General features: G+C 73.7%; 14 protein-coding genes. 11 read left to right on the top strand and 3 right to left on the bottom strand.

Going from position 1 to position 16,650, the window contains the following annotated elements:
* Positions 1–166 precede the first annotated feature (166 nt).
* The 3 genes from OG406_RS05820 to OG406_RS05810 all read left to right on the top strand — a co-directional run bounded on the left by OG406_RS05820 (position 167) and on the right by OG406_RS05810 (position 2,318).
* Complete coding sequence (locus OG406_RS05820; protein ID WP_329184470.1) at positions 167–1,198, top strand: medium chain dehydrogenase/reductase family protein; 1,032 nt, start codon at positions 167–169, stop codon at positions 1,196–1,198.
* Positions 1,199–1,269: 71 nt separating this feature from the next.
* Positions 1,270–1,725 (top strand): ester cyclase, encoded by a 456-nt coding sequence (locus OG406_RS05815; RefSeq protein WP_329184468.1) that lies wholly within the window; start codon positions 1,270–1,272, stop codon positions 1,723–1,725.
* A 209-nt stretch (positions 1,726–1,934) separates the two neighbouring features.
* Positions 1,935–2,318 carry a DUF2267 domain-containing protein gene (locus OG406_RS05810; protein ID WP_266618058.1) on the top strand — a complete coding sequence of 128 codons (384 nt, stop codon included), beginning with the start codon at positions 1,935–1,937 and terminating at the stop codon, positions 2,316–2,318.
* A 68-nt stretch (positions 2,319–2,386) separates the two neighbouring features.
* Here OG406_RS05810 and OG406_RS05805 read toward each other — a convergent pair whose 3' ends face one another.
* Positions 2,387–2,806 carry a GNAT family N-acetyltransferase gene (locus tag OG406_RS05805; RefSeq protein ID WP_329184466.1) on the bottom strand — a complete coding sequence of 140 codons (420 nt, stop codon included), beginning with the start codon at positions 2,804–2,806 and terminating at the stop codon, positions 2,387–2,389.
* 132 nt (positions 2,807–2,938) lie between these two features.
* Entirely contained in the window at positions 2,939–3,268 is a 330-nt protein-coding gene (locus OG406_RS05800; RefSeq protein WP_266850730.1) for a putative quinol monooxygenase, read from the bottom strand.
* Positions 3,269–3,434: 166 nt separating this feature from the next.
* Here OG406_RS05800 and OG406_RS05795 point away from each other — a divergent pair, with 166 nt between their 5' ends.
* Complete coding sequence (locus OG406_RS05795; protein ID WP_329184463.1) at positions 3,435–4,169, top strand: hypothetical protein; 735 nt, start codon at positions 3,435–3,437, stop codon at positions 4,167–4,169.
* 144 nt (positions 4,170–4,313) lie between these two features.
* Here OG406_RS05795 and OG406_RS05790 read toward each other — a convergent pair whose 3' ends face one another.
* On the bottom strand, positions 4,314–4,985 hold the full coding sequence (locus tag OG406_RS05790) for a VOC family protein (protein WP_266618066.1): 672 nt from the start codon (positions 4,983–4,985) through the stop codon (positions 4,314–4,316).
* 411 nt (positions 4,986–5,396) lie between these two features.
* Here OG406_RS05790 and OG406_RS05785 point away from each other — a divergent pair, with 411 nt between their 5' ends.
* The 7 genes from OG406_RS05785 (at position 5,397) to OG406_RS05755 (ending at position 16,646) form a co-directional block, all read left to right on the top strand.
* A complete protein-coding gene (locus tag OG406_RS05785; RefSeq protein ID WP_267049292.1) occupies positions 5,397–6,761 on the top strand; it encodes a tryptophan 2,3-dioxygenase in 1,365 nt (454 codons plus the stop codon).
* 63 nt (positions 6,762–6,824) lie between these two features.
* Entirely contained in the window at positions 6,825–7,673 is an 849-nt protein-coding gene (locus OG406_RS05780; protein WP_267049293.1) for a hypothetical protein, read from the top strand.
* A gap of 77 nt (positions 7,674–7,750) precedes the next feature.
* Positions 7,751–8,161 (top strand): acyl carrier protein, encoded by a 411-nt coding sequence (locus tag OG406_RS05775; RefSeq protein WP_267049294.1) that lies wholly within the window; start codon positions 7,751–7,753, stop codon positions 8,159–8,161.
* Positions 8,158–12,675 carry a non-ribosomal peptide synthetase gene (locus OG406_RS05770; RefSeq protein ID WP_267049295.1) on the top strand — a complete coding sequence of 1,506 codons (4,518 nt, stop codon included), beginning with the start codon at positions 8,158–8,160 and terminating at the stop codon, positions 12,673–12,675. Before OG406_RS05775 ends, OG406_RS05770 begins: the two co-directional genes overlap by 4 nt.
* 6 nt (positions 12,676–12,681) lie before the next feature.
* The gene (locus OG406_RS05765; RefSeq protein WP_267049296.1) at positions 12,682–14,082 is read left to right on the top strand and encodes a CurL C-terminal domain-containing protein; all 1,401 of its coding nucleotides are present in this window, start codon (positions 12,682–12,684) and stop codon (positions 14,080–14,082) included.
* Between the two features lie 96 nt (positions 14,083–14,178).
* Positions 14,179–15,243, top strand: coding sequence for a methyltransferase (locus OG406_RS05760; protein WP_267049297.1), 1,065 nt, complete (start codon positions 14,179–14,181; stop codon positions 15,241–15,243).
* The gene (locus tag OG406_RS05755) at positions 15,240–16,646 is read left to right on the top strand and encodes an MFS transporter (protein ID WP_267049298.1); all 1,407 of its coding nucleotides are present in this window, start codon (positions 15,240–15,242) and stop codon (positions 16,644–16,646) included. Before OG406_RS05760 ends, OG406_RS05755 begins: the two co-directional genes overlap by 4 nt.
* Positions 16,647–16,650: the final 4 nt, after the last annotated feature.

Below are 16,650 nucleotides of genomic sequence, written 5' to 3'. Positions count from 1 at the left end.
CACCGGATGGGTCCGGCAGGTGCGGGGGCGCGGATCACCCGACGCCTGAAGGGTTGGCGCGTTCGTTAGACCCTGTCACGAAACCGCTTGACCGTCACGCGAACGAGTTATAGCCTCTAACTAAAGCGAAGGCCAGTAACCAGCGTGGAACTCAGTGGAGGTCGTCATGAACGCCGAAACACTCGTCGAGGTCGTCCTGCCGGGCAAGGTGGAGCCGGAGGGCCTGGAGATCCGGCACGGGGCCGTCCCCGTCGCCGGGTCCGGCGAGGTCGTGATCCGGATGGAGGCGACCGGCGTGTCCTTCGCCGAGCAGCAGATGCGGCGCGGGCGGTACTACGACCAGCCGCCCTTCCCCTTCGTGCCCGGCTACGACCTGGTCGGCACCGTCCTCTCCACGGGCCCCGGCGTCGACCCGGCCCTCGCCGGCATCCGCGTGGCCGCCCTGCTCAAGGTCGGCGGATGGGCCACCCACGTCCGCGTCGAGGCGGCCGACGTCGTGCCCGTGCCCGACGGGATCGGGGCGGCGGAAGCGGAGACCGTGGTCGTCAACGGCATCACCGCCTGGCAGATGCTGCACCGCAAGGCCCATGTCCGCGCCGGGCAGACCATCCTGGTGCACGGCGCCAACGGCGGTGTCGGCTCCGTGCTCGTCCAGCTGGCGCACGCGGCGGGCGTGAAGGTGATCGGCACGGCGTCGGCCCGCCACCACGACGCCCTCAGGAAGCAGGGCGTCACCCCCGTCGACTACCGGACCGACGACATTCCGGCCCGTGTCCGGGAGATCGCCCCCGCAGGCGTCGACGCCGTCTTCGACCACGTCGGAGGCCGCAGCGCCGTCGACTCCTGGCACCTCCTCGCGCCCGGCGGCACGCTCGTCTCCTACGGCAGCGCCTCCACCCGCGACGACACCGGATCCAAGCAGTGGCCCGTGCTCAAGCTGCTCGGCCGGGTCTGGCTGTGGAACGCCCTGCCGAACGGCCGGCACGCCTACTTCTTCAACGTCTGGGGTGGCCGCGCCCTGGCCAAGAACGCGTTCCGGGCCCGGCTGCGCGCCGACCTCACGCAGGTCTTCGCCGCACTCCGCCGCGGTGAGGTCACCGCGCAGATCGCCGCCCAACTCCCCCTGACCAGCGCGGCCGAGGCCCTGCGGCTCGCCGAGTCCGGCACCGTCGCCGGGAAGGTCGTCCTCAACCCGTAGACCCACGGCCTCGCAAGCCCGAGGCCCGAATCCGTCGCCGCACCCCCGACCGGAGAACGTGAGGACCCGCCATGACCAACACCCCTGCCCCGGACGCCACTTCGAGCCGCGCCGATGCCCTCGCCCTGCTGGACGTGTGGCTGCGCCTGTGGAACGGCGATCTCGCCCTGGCGCCGGAGGCCGTCACACCCGACTTCCGTCTCCACGCGGCCCTGCTCGACGGCGGTGACGGCAGCGCCGTCCGAGGTGCCGAGGGCCTCGCGGCCTGGATCGGGCAGACCCGCGCGGCATTCCCCGACCTGCGCTTCGCGATCGACGTCGAACCCCTCGTGGACGGCGCCTTCACCTCCGTCCGCTGGACCGCCGGCGGCACCTACGCGGGCGGTTTCCCGGGCGCCGAGGCGGCGCCGGGAACAGCGGTCGCCTTCACCGGTACGGACACCCTGCGCACCCGCGACGGCAGGTACGCCGAGTACTGGGTGAACTCCGACCTGCTGCATCTCCTCGCCCAGCTCGGGGTCCGGTGACCTGCGCGGCCGACGGTGCGCGCGCCCGAGTGCGGCGGCGCGGTCACCGGCGCGGGGTGAGACGGCCGCGGCCTGCCCGCGCGGGCCCGGCGGTCGCGTGTCAGGGTGGATCCAGGGCCGTGGGCCCGCGAGACCGTCAGGGCTCCGGGACACCACCCCGCCAGACTGCCGAGCCGCCGGACCACCGGCGCGGAAGAAGGAGACAGCGCGTGGAGGAGAGGGAATTCGTCCAAGCGGTGTCGGAGCGCACAGGACTGTCACGGCAGGAGTCGGCCGATCTGACGCGCGCCACGCTGGAGACGCTCGCCCACCGGCTGAGCGGGGGTGAGGACCGGGCCCTGGAGCGGGAACTGCCGGAAGGCCTCGCGGAGTCCGTCCGCCGTGGAGCCACCTCGGCCATCGAGGCCTTCAGCTACGCCGAGACCGTGCGGCGGGTCGCCGAGCGCAACATGCTCAAGAAGAGCGAGGCCGACAGCGGTGTCCGCGCGGTCCTCGTGACGCTGCGCGACGCGATCAGCGAGAAGGAGTTCGGGAACCTGATGTCGCAGCTCGGCTCGGACTTCTCCCAGCCCGTCCAGGACTTCGCCGGCTGACCGCCGGCGGCCCGTCCGATCCGGGGCGGGAGCGGTGGGGTGTCCGCGGGTGGGGGCGACGGTCGTTCTCAGACGGTCCGGTGCATCCCGATGGACGCGGGTGCCGTGGGCGTGAACCCGAACTTCTCGTACAGGAACCGGGCGTCGCCGTCGGCGATCAGGGACACGCACGCGCCGTCCGGGGCGCGCCGCTCCAGCTCGTCGACGAGCGCCTTCATGATCCGCCTGCCCAGCCCGCGCCCCTGGTGGTCGGGCAGGACGCAGATGTCGACGACCTGGAAGAAGCAGCCGCCGTCGCCGATGACCCGCCCCATGCCGACCGGCTCGCCGTCATGGAGGACGGACACGGCGTGCCAGGTGTTCGGCAGTCCCGCCTGTGCGGCTTCGACGGGCTTGCCGCTCAGGCCGGACCCGGTGCGCAGCCTGCGGTAGGTCTCCACGGAGGGCGTCCCGGCATCCAAGATGTAAGGGTCACTATCGGTTTTCATCTGCTACACGGTACGTGGGGCGGAGGCGGAAGGCAACGCCCTCCGGCGGCGGAGCGGGGGACCGTCTCCCGGCCCCCCGAACTCCGCGACGGACCGGGCGGCTTCGGGCGCTCGGACCTGGCCGACACGTCGCTAGTCGCCCTCGACGGCCATCTCCCCGAGGAGCGACCAGTCGTCCTGGGGGAGCTTCATGTTCACGATGCGCGGCGTCGCCGACAGATGGGGCGGGAGTGTCTGCTGGGCCGCCTTGAAGTGGGCCGACTGGACGTGGGCCGCCCCGGCGTCGTCGTCACGGAAGGCCTCGACCAGGACGTACTCCGTCGGGTCCTCCACGCTGCGGGACCAGTCGAAGGACAGGCAGCCGGGTTCGGCGCGGGTGGCGGCGGTGAAGTCGGCGGTGATCTCCGGCCAGCGGTCGGCGTACTCCGGGCGGACACTGAACCGGGCGGTGATAAAGATCATCGGACACTCCTTCGTTGGGTGATGAGCCATTCTGTTCCGCCGACGGGGCGGGAGCGCCACAGGCCCCTGGGCCGACCGGTGGAACGTCCGTGCGGGCCCGCGCCCCGCGGCCCGGCCGGGGCCTCACCAGGTGCGCGGGCGACCGGACGCAGGTCACACTGCACCCATGGACGTCCACCGCTCTTCGCCCCCGTCCGTCTACGGCACCCTCCGTGTCGAGCGCAACGACCTCGCGCCCGCCCGCTGGCTGGAGCAACGGCCGTCCGGCGCGGGCGGGTTCGGCACGGTCGCGGGAGTGAGCGCACCCGGCTTCGAGGCGTACGCGCGCATCCTCCACCCGGCCCGTCTCGGCACGGAACCGGTGCGCTGGGACCGGGTGGCCCCGGTGTACGGCCGGCCGGTGTCCGCGACGACGGCCTGGCACGCCCTGATCGGTGTGCGGGACGAGGACCGACTCGTCCACCGCAACGACGACACACCCGCGGTCCCCGGGGTGTGGGACGAGCACCCGCAGGAGGGTCCCGTGCCCGCTGACGTGGCCCGCACACTGGCCGGCGTGCTGGCCCGGCACACCGGCACGCCCGACCGGTGCTGGTACGGACTCTGGGAGGGCTACGGCCACTACGACTGGGACGGCGTCCCCGTCTTTCGTACGCCCGGACGCGACGAGATCCTGCTCTCCGGCTCCCTCGCGGACGCCGACTCGCCGCAGCGCGGGTCGGACGACGGGGTGCCCGAGATCCCCGACCTGTGGTGGCCCGAGGACCGGGCCTGGTGCGTGGGCGGGGACGTGGACCTCGTGAGCACCTATGTCGGAGGCTCCGCCGCCTGTGTGGCGGACCTGCTCGCGACCCCCGGTCTGGAGGCGTACGCGGTCACCGAGACGTCGAGGCTCTGCTGAAGCCCATGTCCTCCGACCAACGGCCGTGCGCATGGCCGGTGTTCACCTCGCGGAGCCCACGGAATCACGAGGTCACCGGATCGAGAGGCCATGAGGTCATGGCGCCTTGGCGTCTTGGCGTCTTGGCTTCATGAGGCCTTGAGGTCAGTCGCGGCCGACCGCCGTGCAGACACACACCCTGTTTCCCTCCGGGTCGGCCAGCACGGTGTACGACGGGGAGCCGGAGTCGTCGACCACGGTGCCCCCGGCGGCGACGGCGGCCCGGATGCGGGACCGCGCCGACTCGGGAGCCAGCCACAGGTCCATGTGCCAGCGCTGACGCGGTGTTTCGTGCGGGTCGGTCCGCTGGAACCACACGGAGGGGACGCGGTTCGTCGGGTCGAAGGCGGAGTCGTGCACCGTGTTGCCCGCGTCCCCGGTGAGCAGTGCGGCCCAGAAGGGGCCGGCCACCGTGTCGTCCGCGGTGTCGAGGGCGATCTCCACCTGGGTCACCTCGTCCGGGGCGGCCCCCAGCCCGTGCTCGCGGGCAAGTCCCGTGATGACACGGGCGAGTTCGAGATCCTTGGGCGTGACCCACCGGGCTCCCGCCGCGTCGACGCCGTAGAGGCCGATGTCGACCACCCCGGGAGCCAGCCTGATCTCCGGTACGCCGTGTCCGGCGGCGACCGAGGCCTGCGTGACCGCCGCGACGAAAGCGGCTCCCGAAACGGCGTCCCCCGTGCGATAGCGGGCGGCGAGCGGCTGGGCCAGTTTGCGCCAGTCGGGCAATTCGGCGGCGATCGCCGCGAGAATCTCGCTGTTGCTGATCCTGTCCATGGCCCCATCGTCCCAGAGGGGTTGGGGCGGTGTCTTCCGGCACGCGAGAACAAACCCGGGAAGGGTGCCACGAGTCGAAGGGAATTCGCCTCGACAGCGCACGGATCCGACTCCGTGTCACGTCACGGAATCCCGGGACCGCGCAGGCGGGAACGGGGCGCCGTGACCGGGTGGACGTGACCGGATACCGGTGACTTGGGAGTTCTCGGCATACGGCGCAGGATCTCTCTCGGAAAGTGATTGCGGTCGGTTCCAGGGCCAGGTGAATTCCTCGTGGACGCCCGATCGTCAGTCGTCACGCAGACCCGATCGTCTGTCGTCACCGAGATGAGGACTTCCTTCCATGTTCGACCGAATTCCCCGGCACCGAGTGATGAACGCACCCTCGATAACAGCGTTGTGGATTTCCCGATGAGTTCCGTCGAATCCGCCCCGGCGGCCCTCGCCCCGACCGCGTCCCCTGTCGCGTCTCCCGGCGTCGCCACCGTCCTGAACCACCTCGGGACCTGGGCGGAGGCCGCCGAACCGGCCGCGTTCCCCTACGACATGCTCCTCACGCACCTGCGGTCCGTGGGCAAGCACTTCCTGACCGACGACCTGCTCACCCGGCTCGACGAGATCCGCGCGGCGCTGCCCGGCCCTCCCGAGTCCGCGCCCGGCAGCGTTCGAAAGGACGGCACGGAGACACGGGACGGCATCCGTCCGCAGGACGGAACGGCGTTCCTGCGCGGGTTCCTCGACGTCGTCCTGGACAAGTACGACGGCCGTTACGACTACCCCAGCTACACCGCGCTCTCCCTGCTGACCCGGCCCGCCACGACCGACTGGCGCGCGGCCCGCAGGGCACGCGACGAGGTCCTGCTGCTCCTGCTCGCCGACCTGGTCCGCTTCGAACAGCGGGCGCTGACCGACACCCCCGACGACCCGCACGGCATGCCGCCCGAGTCCCGACTGGTCGCGAAGCGCGTCCGGTTGGCCGTGCGCGTGATGGAACCGGCCGCGCTGCGCGCGCTGCCCGAGGGGATCGTGGACGCGGCCGCCGCGGCCGCCGTCCCGGGGCGCACGCCCGGCGGGCGACTCGCCGCCGACGTCCTGCGAGCGGCCTCCCCGGCCCAGTCCCTGCTGCTGTCGGCGAGCGTCCAGCCGGTGTACGTGCTGCACGACGAGTACCTGTTCCTGCGGACACTCCAGTCGTTCGAGACCACGTTCACCTTCATGGCGGCGGCCCTCGCCGCGGCGGTCCGGCGGCTCGACGAGAACCGGCCGGGGGAAGCGGCCGACCTCGTCGACGCGGTGGCCGCCGTCCTCAAGGAGTCGCTGCCCCTGTTCTCCCTGCTGGCGACCATGCGGCCCGAGGCCTTCCGGGTCTTCCGGGACTTCACCGAGGGCGCCAGCGCCATCCAGTCCGCCGGCTACAAGACCTTCGAGTCCCTGTGCTCGACCCCCAGCCTCGCCCGGCTCGCCTCCGCCGCCTACACCTCCGTGCCCGCCGTCCGCGAACGCGTCGTGAACGGCCGGCCCACCGTCCAGGGGACCTGGCACGACCTGATCGCCGAACGACGGCTGCCCGCCCAGGAGGCCGCCGTTCTCCAGGCCGCCGCCGACCGGCTCGAAGGCGTCCACCAGCGGTGGAAGCAGACCCACTACCGCCTGGCCGTCCGCATGATCGGCGAACGCTCAGGCACCGGCTACACCCAGGGCGTCCCCTACCTCGCCGCGGTCCTGGAGAACCGGCTGTTCCCCGCCCCCGACCGTCAGGGCGCCCTCGTCGGCTGACCGTCGACGACCCGCTCCCCGCCCGCCCACGCACCGACCCCGCGCCCGGAGGCGTCCACCACGATGAGCAAGCGAGCCCAGACCGGGCGGCCCGGAACGGCCCGCCGGGTGATGAACCCCGACGAGAGCAACCGGCTCTTCGTCTACGAGTACGACCGGGGCAGCAACTACGAACAGGACACCCGGCTCACCACCGCCCTGTCGGCCCTGCTGCCCGAGGACACGCTCGTCCACCCGGACCAACGGCTGTTCCAGACCGTGCACCTGATCACCGAGTACGCCTGGTGCGACATGCACTTCGAGATGCGCCGCGCGGCCGGCCTGCTGCGCGACCGCGACTATCTCCTCGCCGCACAACTCCTGGAGCGGGCGAGCGCGTTGGGGGAGGTCGCGGTCCAGGCCGTCCGTGTCCTGCTGGAATTCCTGCCGCAGGAGAGCCTGTTGACGATGCGCGAGACGTTCCCGGAGAACACCACCGGGCTCGACTCGCCCGGCGCCCGCAACCTGCGCCGCGCGGCCACCGCGCTGTGGCAGGAGACCGAGGCCGCCGTGGCGCGCGAAGACCTCGACCTCAGACAACTCGTCGTCGCCCAGGGCCGCGGCGCCGCCCCGGACCGCGCGGACAGGTCACCCGACCTCGCCCTCGTCCGCCAGGCACTCCTACGGCTCGACGGAGCCGTCGCCGCCTGGAAACACCACCACCTGCGACTGGTGTGGTCCCAGCTCGGCGGTCATCCCGAGGCCGGAACGGCCGCGGCGGAGGACACCCGCGACGGTCTGCCCAAGAGCCTGCGCGGCCAGTCCACCTCGGGCGTACGCGCCATGGCCGAACGCAGCCTGTTCCCCCGGCTGTGGGACTCCGTGGACGACACCTACCGGGCGTTCGTGCCCGACGAGCAGACACCCGCCTGAGAGCGGCCCGGCACCGCCGCCCACGAGGCACGGCCGACCACTGTCAGGACGAACGACGGAAGGACACGACTGCCGCCATGGCGACCGAATCCGCGACACGCGGCACCGGTGACCCCACAGGGACCGCGGTGCTGGTGCGCCGCGCCTGGACCGAGGCGCTCGGGCACGACGAATTCACCGACGACGACCACTTCTTCCAGGTGGGCGGCCACTCGCTGGGCGCCCTTCAGGTGGTCAGGGAACTCGGCACCGCGCTGGACCGCCGGATCTCGGTGCGGGTGCTGTTCCGCAACCCCACCGTGCGGGCCCTCGCCGAGGAGCTCGCCGCAGACCCCCGCGGACCGCTCCCGCGCACCGCGGACACCGGAACCGGCCTCACCGCGGGCACAGCCGTGCCGGCGGGCGTGACAGCGGATCCGCAGCCGTCGTCGGCGGTCCCGGCCGCCGGCGCGGTGTCCGTCGCGGTGGCGGGGGAGGAGCGCCCGTGACCGGCCACGACATCGGGCGGCCCGCCTCGGCCGCCCAGACGGAGATCTGGCTCGCGGACCGCTGCGAACCGGAGTCCGGCCGCTACAACGTGCCGGTGGCGCTGGAGTTCCTCGGCGACCTGGACGTGCCGGCGCTGCGCCTCGCCCTCGGTGACCTGCTCGCCCGGCGCACGGAGCTGGCCGGCCGGTTCGACGACGAGGACGGCGAGCTCCGCTTCCGCCGCGAGCCCGGAGCACCGGTCCCGTTCGGCGTCTCCCGCCGGACCGGCTCCTGCCGCTCCGACGAGGCGCACCGAGAGGCCGTACGGACCGCCGAACGCCCCCTCGACCCCGGCAGCGCACCCCTGCTGCGTGCCGAGGCGCTGCTCCACGACGACGGCGCCCTCCTGGTGTTGACGATCCATCACATCGTCGCCGACGGACACACGGTGGACCTCGTCGCGGCCGACGTGCTCACCGCCTACCGGGCCCGCGTCGCCGGGTCGCCTCCCCTCGCCGCCGCGCCCGCCGGCCCGACCGGCCTCGGCTCCGGAGATCCCACCGCTGCTGCGCACCCGGGCGCCGACTCGCCGGGCCGGGCTCCGGGCACGTACTGGGAGGAGCTGCTCGACGACGAACCCGTCACGCTCGGTCCACTGCCCGACCTCGTCCGCGCCGAGGACCGGCTGCGCGGCGCGCCCGGATGGGCCGAGCGCACCCTGTCCGCCGAACGCCTGGACTCCGTACGGCGGATGGCGGTCCGGTTCGGAGTGACTCCCGCGACTGTCCTGCTGACCGCCTGGACGCTGCTGCTGCACGCCTGGTCCGGTGAGCGGGACGGAGTTCTGGGCATGCCGTTCGCCGGCCGGGACGAGCCGGACGCCGTGGACACCGTCGGCCTGTTCACCCGAGTCCTGCCCGTCCGGAGCCGGATGGTGCCCGACGAGGAGTTCGGCGAGCACGCCGGGCGCCTGGGCGACCAGGTCCTCGACTCCATGGACGCCCTCGCCGCGGGCGGACCACCGGCCCCCGCCACCGCCCCCGCGTACACGGCCGTGTTCCTGCACCAGCCCCGGAGCACCGCCCCCCGGCAGGTGCCCGGCGCGACCGTCCGCATCCTGCACCTGGACACCGCCTCGGCCAAGTACGACCTCGCGCTGGCGGCCCTGGAGTACCCCGAGCGCCTGGTCCTGCGCATCGACTACGACACGGCTCTGTACGTCCCCGCCTCGGCCGAGTTGATGGTGCGTCAACTCGACGCTTTGCTCGCGGCCGCCGAACGCCCCGGCGCGCGGTGCCGTGAGCTGCTCGCGGGACTGGCCGACTCCGCCGTGGTCGAGGAGAGCACCGCGTCCGAGGACGGTCCCGATGCCTCCCGTGCCGGTGACCCGGCCGGCGCGGAAGCGCTCGCCGCGTCGAGCGTGCCCGACCTCGTCCTGCGTGAGGCGCGGCGCGCCCCTGACGCCGTCGCCGTCGTGCACGGTGAAGTCACCCTCACCTACGGAGCGTTGGTGGAGTCGGCGGCCCGGGCCGCCCACTGGCTGAGGGGCGAAGGGGGCGTCCGGGAGGGTGACCTGGTCGCCCTGCTGCTGCGGCCCGGCCCGCACACCGTGACCGCGATGCTGGCCGTCGCCATGGCCGGAGCGGCCTATCTGCCGCTCGACCCCGACCACCCCGACACCCGGCTCCACCTGGTGCTGGCGGACGCGCGCCCCCGGCTGCTGATCGCCGAGCCCTCCGAGACCGGGCGCGCGCCGGACGGCCTCGCCGTGCACACCCCTCAGGGCATCGCCCAGGCATCAGCGACGTGCCCTGCCACCCCGCCCGCCGTAACGGCCCGCCCGGACAGCGTCCTCAACGTCCTGTACACCTCCGGCTCCACCGGCCGGCCCAAGGGCGTCCTGCTCCACCACGGCGGCGTCGTCCGCATGATGCACCGGCCCGACTTCCTGCCGCTCGGCCCCGACGACACCGTCTCCCACCTGTCGCCGCTCAACTTCGACGGCGCCACCTACGAGATCTGGGGAGCCCTCACCCACGGCGCCCGGCTCGTCGTCCTGGACAAGGAACTCGTCCTCGACCCCACCGCCCTGCGCACCGCCGTCCGCGACCACGGCGTGACCACGCTCCTGGTCACCACCCCGCTCCTCAACCGCCTCATCGAGGACGCCCCCGACCTGCTCCAGACCCTGCGCCGCGTGTACTTCGGCGGCGAACTGGTCTCCGTACCGCATCTGCGCAAGGCGCTGCGCTGGGCCCGGCCCGGCACCCTCCTGCACAGCTACGGCCCCACGGAGAACTCCTTCACCTCCACCTGGTGTCCCGTGGAGGAGGTGCCGGACCGCGCCCGCACCCTGCCCATCGGCGGCCCCGTCCCCGGCACCGTCGCCCACGTCGTCTTCGAGGACACCCTCGTCCCCGCACCCCCGTACATGCCGGGCGAACTCGTCCTCGGCGGCACCGGCGTGGCGCTCGGCTACCTCGGGGACCCGGCCCGTACGGCCGAGCGGTTCTGGGCCGACCCGTTCAGCACCGAGCCGGGCCGCCGCCTCTACCGCACCGGTGACCGGGTGCGCCGGACCGCCGACGGACAGCTGGAGTTCATCGGACGCGCCGACAACCAGATCAAGATCCGCAGCCAGCGCGTCGAGCTGGGCGAGGTGGAGTCCGCACTGCGCGCGCACCACGACGTCACCGCCGCCTTCGTGACCGCCCGCCGCAACGAGCGGGACGAGAAGGAGATCGTCGGATACGCCGTCCTCGGCCGGCCCGGCGCCCACCCCGAGGTCATGCGCCATCTGCGGGCCTGCCTCCCGGCCTTCGCCGTCCCCACCCATCTCGTCGCCCTCGACGAACTGCCCCTGACCCCCAACGGCAAGATCGACCGTCGCCGGCTGCCCCGCCCCGAGGACACGGCCACTCCCGCACCGGCCCCGGACCTCACCACCCCCGGACTCCGCACCACCCGGACGGCGGTGGACGGCAGCGACCTCCAGCGGGCCGTCCACGCCGCCTGGAGCGAACTCCTCGGCGAGCGCACCTTCGGCCCCGACGACAACTTCTTCGACGTCGGCGGACACTCCCTGCTCCTGGTCCGGCTCCAGGCGGCACTGCGCCGGGCCACCGGCACCAAGCCCGCCATCGCCGACCTGCTGCGGCACGGCACCGTACGGTCGCAGACCCGACTGCTCGGCGGCGAGGACGCACCCCCACGGCCGGCCGCCGCCGCCACGGTGCGGAGCAGGACCGGCGACGACGACGCCATCGCCGTCGTCGGCATGGCCGCCCGGTTCGCGGGCGCCGCCGACCTCCCGTCCTTCTGGGACAACCTGCGCACCGGACGGGACTGCTTCAGCGAGGGACCAGGCCCGGTGATCACCCACCTGCCCGACGGGCAGCGGCGGGTGGCGCGCTGGGGCATGGCCGCCGAAGGCGCCCGGTACGACGCCGACCTCCTCGGGTTCGGACCCGACGACCTGCGCGACGGCGACCCCCAACAGGGTGTCCTCCACGAGGTCCTGTGGTCCGCCGTCGAGGACGCCTCCCTGCGCCTGTCCGACATCGCCTCCCGCACCAGCCTCTACGCCGGCTGCGCCAAGGTCGTCGACACCGACCCCGAGGCCAGGGTGGACGACGTCGTCAACGCCGACCCCACCTTCGTCGCCTCACGCTTCGCCTATCTGCACGACCTGTGGGGCGAGGCCCTCCTGCTGGACACCGCCTGCTCCACCGGCCTCTACGCCGTCCACCTCGCCTGCCGCAGCCTGCTCACCGGCAGCAGCGACTACGCCCTCGCGGGCGCGGTCTCGCTGGACCCCGCGTCGGACGGCAGCTATCGCTACCGCCCTGGGTTCCTCTACGCCGACGACGGCGTGTGCCGGCCCTTCGACCGGCGCGCGTCGGGCACCGTGGGCGGCTTCGGCGCCGGAGCGGTACTGCTGCGCCGGCTCGCCGACGCCGAACGCGACGGGGATCCCGTGTACGCGGTCATCCGGGGCAGCGCCGTCAACAACGACGGCCGGGCCAGGATCGGTTACTCGGCACCCGGCGTCGAGGGCCAGTCCCGGGTCATCCGCGACGCCCTCACGAACGCCGGCGTCAGCGGACGCGATGTCGGCTTCGTCGAGGCCCACGGCACCGGCACCCGCCTCGGCGACGCCATCGAGGCGACCGCCCTGGCCGACGCGCTCGGCCCGGAGGGGCCCGGCGTCGCGGTGGGCTCCGTGAAGGCATCCGTGGGGCACTGCAACACCGCCGCCGGCCTCGCCGGACTGATCAAGGCCGTGCTCGCCGTGCACCACGGCCACCTGCCCGCCACACCCAACGTGGGCGAGCCCATCGAGGAACTGACCGCCGCCGGAACCCGCCTGTCCCTGCTGGACGAGGGGCGCCCATGGACCGAGGACACCGGCCGCCCCCGTACCGCCGGTGTCAGTTCCTTCGGTGTGGGCGGCACCAACGCCCACGTGGTCGTCCAGGAACACCGCGCCGGCCCGCCCGTCACGGTCCCCGTCCCCCAGCTCGAAAGGGTGTGACCCGCCATGGCCGACTCCCTGGTCCGACCCGCGACCCTCGCGGACCTGCCCCGCGTCCTCGCCCTGTCCGCCCGTGACCCCGAGGCCCTCGCCGTCCTGCGGCACAGGCTCGCCGACCGGCTGGAGGGCGAGCCCGACACCGCTCCCGACGACATCGCCCGCGCCCTGCACGCCGGCCGGGAACGCTTCCCCTGCCGGGACGCCGTGATCGGCACCGACACCGCCGAACTCGCGCTCCTCCTCAGGGAGTCGGACGGCGCGCACACACCTCCGGTCCGCGAGCCCGGTGCCGGACCCCTCCTCGTGCTCGACGGAACACCGGCCCCCGCGTCGGTCCCCGACCTGCCCGAGACCGCCGAGGCGCTGCGCCGGGCCGAGGACGCCTGCCGGGACGGCGGGGACGCCACCGCGGCGCGTGCCGCCGCCGTCCAGTACGGCGCCGTGGCCTGGCTGCTGGCCCGAGGCGTCACCCCGCACGCGGTGCACGGCCACGGAGCCGGCGCCTGGGCCGCCGCCGCGGCACGCGGTGACCTCCCGCTGTCCGCCGCGCTGCGCGCCGCCGCCGAGCACGCGACGCCTCCGGCCGGCGTACAGGAGAACCCGACGGGCACCCCCGCCCACCCGGAGCAACCGACCGCACCCGTGGTGATCATCGGGTCCCTCACGCCGTGCGCGACGGGCGAGTCGGTGACCGGCGAGACCGGCCACGCCGACCCGCTCCGGCTCGACACGGCCGACGGGACCGCGTACGCCCGGCTGCTCGCGGAGCTGTGGCGCCGCGGCTTCGACGTCGACACCACCCTCGGACGGGACGGCAGGCGGATCCGGCTGCCCGGGCACCCCTTCCGCCGCCGCGAACCGGGCGGTGCGGGACCGGCCGACGGGCCCGCGACCCGCGCCCTCACTCCCTTCGAACAGCGCTGGCTCTTCTACGACCTGGTACGCCACGGCTCCTCCGGCGACCACAACGTGACCGTCGAGACGGTGCTGCCGGGACCACTGCCCGCACCCGCCGAGATCGCCGCCGCCTTCGACGAGATCCAGCACCGCCACCCCGTCCTGCGCACCGTGTTCTCCGACCCCGCGGGGCGCTGGCGGGCCCGTACCCTGCCCACCGCGACCGTCCGGCCCACGCACCTCGCCACCGACCCGGACGCCGGCCCCGAGCACCTGCGGGCCGCCGTACGGGACGCGGCCCGACAACCGCTCCGCCTGCGCGACGAGCCCCTCCTGCGCTGCTGCGTCCGCGCCGGTCCGGCCCACTGGGCCCTGTCCCTCGGGCTCTACGAGCCGCTCTCCGCCACCGCCGACCCGCGGCTGCTGCTCGACGAACTCCGCGCGCTGCTCGGCGCCGAAGCTCCCGACCCCACCACCGCGACGCCGATCGCCGAGCCCGAACCTGCCTGACCACGCGCGGACTTCACCACCCCGTCCGCTCCCGCACCACGCCCTCCCCTCCCGCTCCACTCCATCCGTCTCCTTTCCTCCTGACCCGGAGTTCCGATGACCCTCCTGCACACCCCGCCCACCGAACTCCCCGCCGACTGGTACGGGGCGGCGCCGGCCCCGATCGGCGTCGACCAGGCGTTCAACGGCTATGTCGCCGCCACCGTGGTGCACACCCTCGACCGGCTCGGCGTCCTGGACCGACTCGCGGACGACCCCCGCCTGGACATCCCCGAGTTCGTCCGCGGCGCGGGCCCCGCCGTCCGTGAACGGATCGTCCGCGAGGTGCTGCGAGCCGCCGCCGTGTGCGGCTGGCTGCGACTGGAGGACGACGGCGACACGGCCGTCCTCACCGACGCCGGACGCGACACCGTCCGGATGCGCGGCTACTTCACCTGGGCGGTCGGCGGTTACAGCGACCTCTTCGCGGGCGCCTCCCGACTGGCCACCGGCCAGGCCACGTTCGGCGACGACCTGCTGCGCGACGAGGCGATGGTCGCCCTCGGCTCCGGTCAGAACGACCGCTCGTTCATGGCGAACACCCTCGACGACGTCCTCGCCGGCATCAACTTCCACACCCTCGCCGACCTCGGCAGCGGCATCTCCGCCCGGGTCAGCCGGATCGTCGGAGGCCGTCCGGGAACCCGCGGACTCGGACTCGACATCAGCGGCCCCGCCACCGAGTTGGGCCGGCGCACCATCGCCGACGCCGGCCTGGAGGACCGGGTACGGGCCGTACAGGCCGACGTGCTCGACGTCTGTCACCGCGAGGCCCACCGCGACGCCATCGCCGAGGTGGACACGGTGATGAGCTTCTTCCTGCTGCACGACCTGCTCGCCGACCCCGACACCCGGCCGCACCTGTTCACCCGGCTGCGCGAGGCGTTCCCCGCCGCCCGCACCTTCGTCCTCGCCGACACCATGCTCCGCCCCGACGCCGAGGGCTCCTCGACCCTGCCGGTGTTCTCCCTCGGCTACGAACTCGCGCACGCGCTGATGGGCGTACCGCTGCACACCAAGGAGACCTACGAGGAGCTGTTCGCCGGCGCCGGACTGCACCCGGTCCGCACGGTCGCGTTCGGCACCCCGCACTCGTGGCTGTACGTGCTGGAGGCCCGATGAGCGTCAACCCCCTCGCGGTCGTGCGGGAGTTCTCCCCGCGGACCCGCGCGGTGCTGGCCGTCAACGCGGTCAACTCCTTCGGCGGCGGCCTCGTGCTGCCCTTCCTCTGGATCTACCTGGGCGAGATCCGCGGTCTGGCCGCCTGGATCCCCGCCGCCACCCTGGCCGTCCAGGCCGGCACCGCCGTCTTCGGCGGCCTCGCCTGGGGCGCCGTCCTCGACCGGCTCGCACCCCGCTCCGTGGTCACCCTGGTGATGTGCGTGGCGGGCGCGGGCACCGGACTGTACGCGTTCGCCACCTCGGCGCCCACCGCCCTCACCGCCGCCGTCGTGTACGGCCTGGGCATCAGCGGCGTCGGCACCGTCCTGCGCTTCCTCTACGCGGGCGCCGCCACTGCCCGGGAACGCGGCCTCGCCTTCTCCGCCGACTACGCGGTGTTCAACGCGATGACCGGGCTCGGCGTCCTGGTGGGCGGACTGGTCGCCGCGTCGGGGCCCGGCTCCGACGCGGCGAGGTTCGCGGCCCTGTACCTCGCCGACGGATGCACCTTCCTGGCCGCCGGTGCCGCCTTCTTCCTGCTGCTCCCGCGACTCGACCGCGCGACAGGCCCCTCCGCCACCCCCGCCGAAGCCGGCACCGCGCGGCGCCCCGTGGGCTACCGCGAGGTCCTCGGACAGCGGTCGATCGCCGTCCTCCTCGCCACCCTCACCCTGTGTTCGCTCGTGTCGTACGGGCAGCTCAGATCCGGCCTGCCCGGCTACCTCACGGCCGGCGGCGCCGTCGGACCCGAAGGGCTCTCGGGCACCTTCGCCGTCAACATCGTCGTCGCGGTGCTCACCCAGGTCCTCCTCGGCGAGCGGATCCAGCGCATCCGGCGCAGCACCGTCCTCGCCACCACCGGCGCCCTGTGGACCGCGGCCTGGGCCCTCGTCCTGGTCGCCGGACGCCAGCACGGCGCCACCGCCACCGTCACCGCGATGGCCGGTGTCCTGCTGCTGTCGGTCGGTGAGGCCCTGGTCTTCCCGGTGATCACCGGCCTGCTGAACGACCTCGCCGAGGAACGCACCCGGGGCCGCGTCAACGCCATGCTGTCGGTGGCCGTGTCCACCGGATCCGTGGCCGGACCCCTGCTCGCGGGCGCCACCCTGCCCCTCGCCGGCGGTCTGCCCCTGGTCGTCTCGCTCATCGCGGTCTGCGCAGCCGTCGCCCTGGTCGGAACGGCGTTCCGCGGTGTCCTGCCGTCGGCCGCCGACCTGCCCGACCCCGCGGACACCGCCGCGCAGGACGGGAACCCCGACCCCCTCGACGCGCGGACCGGCGCGCCCGAGGGCACCCCGGCCACCGACGCCGTGGCCACCGCACCGTCCGCCAAGGACTCCGCCCCCGTGACCACCGCCCCGTAGCCGG

Source organism: Streptomyces sp. NBC_01428 (genome assembly GCF_036231965.1).
GTDB lineage: Bacteria > Actinomycetota > Actinomycetes > Streptomycetales > Streptomycetaceae > Streptomyces.
The sequence above is the reverse complement of the archived record's forward strand: the minus strand, read 5'-3'. Positions and strand labels throughout refer to the sequence as shown.

Bases quoted from the DNA above. Each gene is read 5' to 3' on its own strand.
- OG406_RS05780 (WP_267049293.1), top strand. From the start codon at position 6,825: ATGAGCAAGCGAGCCCAGACCGGGCGGCCCGGAACGGCCCGCCGGGTG.
- OG406_RS05795 (WP_329184463.1), top strand. From the start codon at position 3,435: ATGGACGTCCACCGCTCTTCGCCCCCGTCCGTCTACGGCACCCTCCGT.
- OG406_RS05765 (WP_267049296.1), top strand. From the start codon at position 12,682: ATGGCCGACTCCCTGGTCCGACCCGCGACCCTCGCGGACCTGCCCCGC.
- OG406_RS05820 (WP_329184470.1), top strand. From the start codon at position 167: ATGAACGCCGAAACACTCGTCGAGGTCGTCCTGCCGGGCAAGGTGGAG.
- OG406_RS05790 (WP_266618066.1), bottom strand. From the start codon at position 4,985: ATGGACAGGATCAGCAACAGCGAGATTCTCGCGGCGATCGCCGCCGAA.
- OG406_RS05785 (WP_267049292.1), top strand. From the start codon at position 5,397: ATGAGTTCCGTCGAATCCGCCCCGGCGGCCCTCGCCCCGACCGCGTCC.
- OG406_RS05755 (WP_267049298.1), top strand. From the start codon at position 15,240: ATGAGCGTCAACCCCCTCGCGGTCGTGCGGGAGTTCTCCCCGCGGACC.
- OG406_RS05760 (WP_267049297.1), top strand. From the start codon at position 14,179: ATGACCCTCCTGCACACCCCGCCCACCGAACTCCCCGCCGACTGGTAC.
- OG406_RS05805 (WP_329184466.1), bottom strand. From the start codon at position 2,806: ATGAAAACCGATAGTGACCCTTACATCTTGGATGCCGGGACGCCCTCC.
- OG406_RS05775 (WP_267049294.1), top strand. From the start codon at position 7,751: ATGGCGACCGAATCCGCGACACGCGGCACCGGTGACCCCACAGGGACC.
- OG406_RS05800 (WP_266850730.1), bottom strand. From the start codon at position 3,268: ATGATCTTTATCACCGCCCGGTTCAGTGTCCGCCCGGAGTACGCCGAC.
- OG406_RS05815 (WP_329184468.1), top strand. From the start codon at position 1,270: ATGACCAACACCCCTGCCCCGGACGCCACTTCGAGCCGCGCCGATGCC.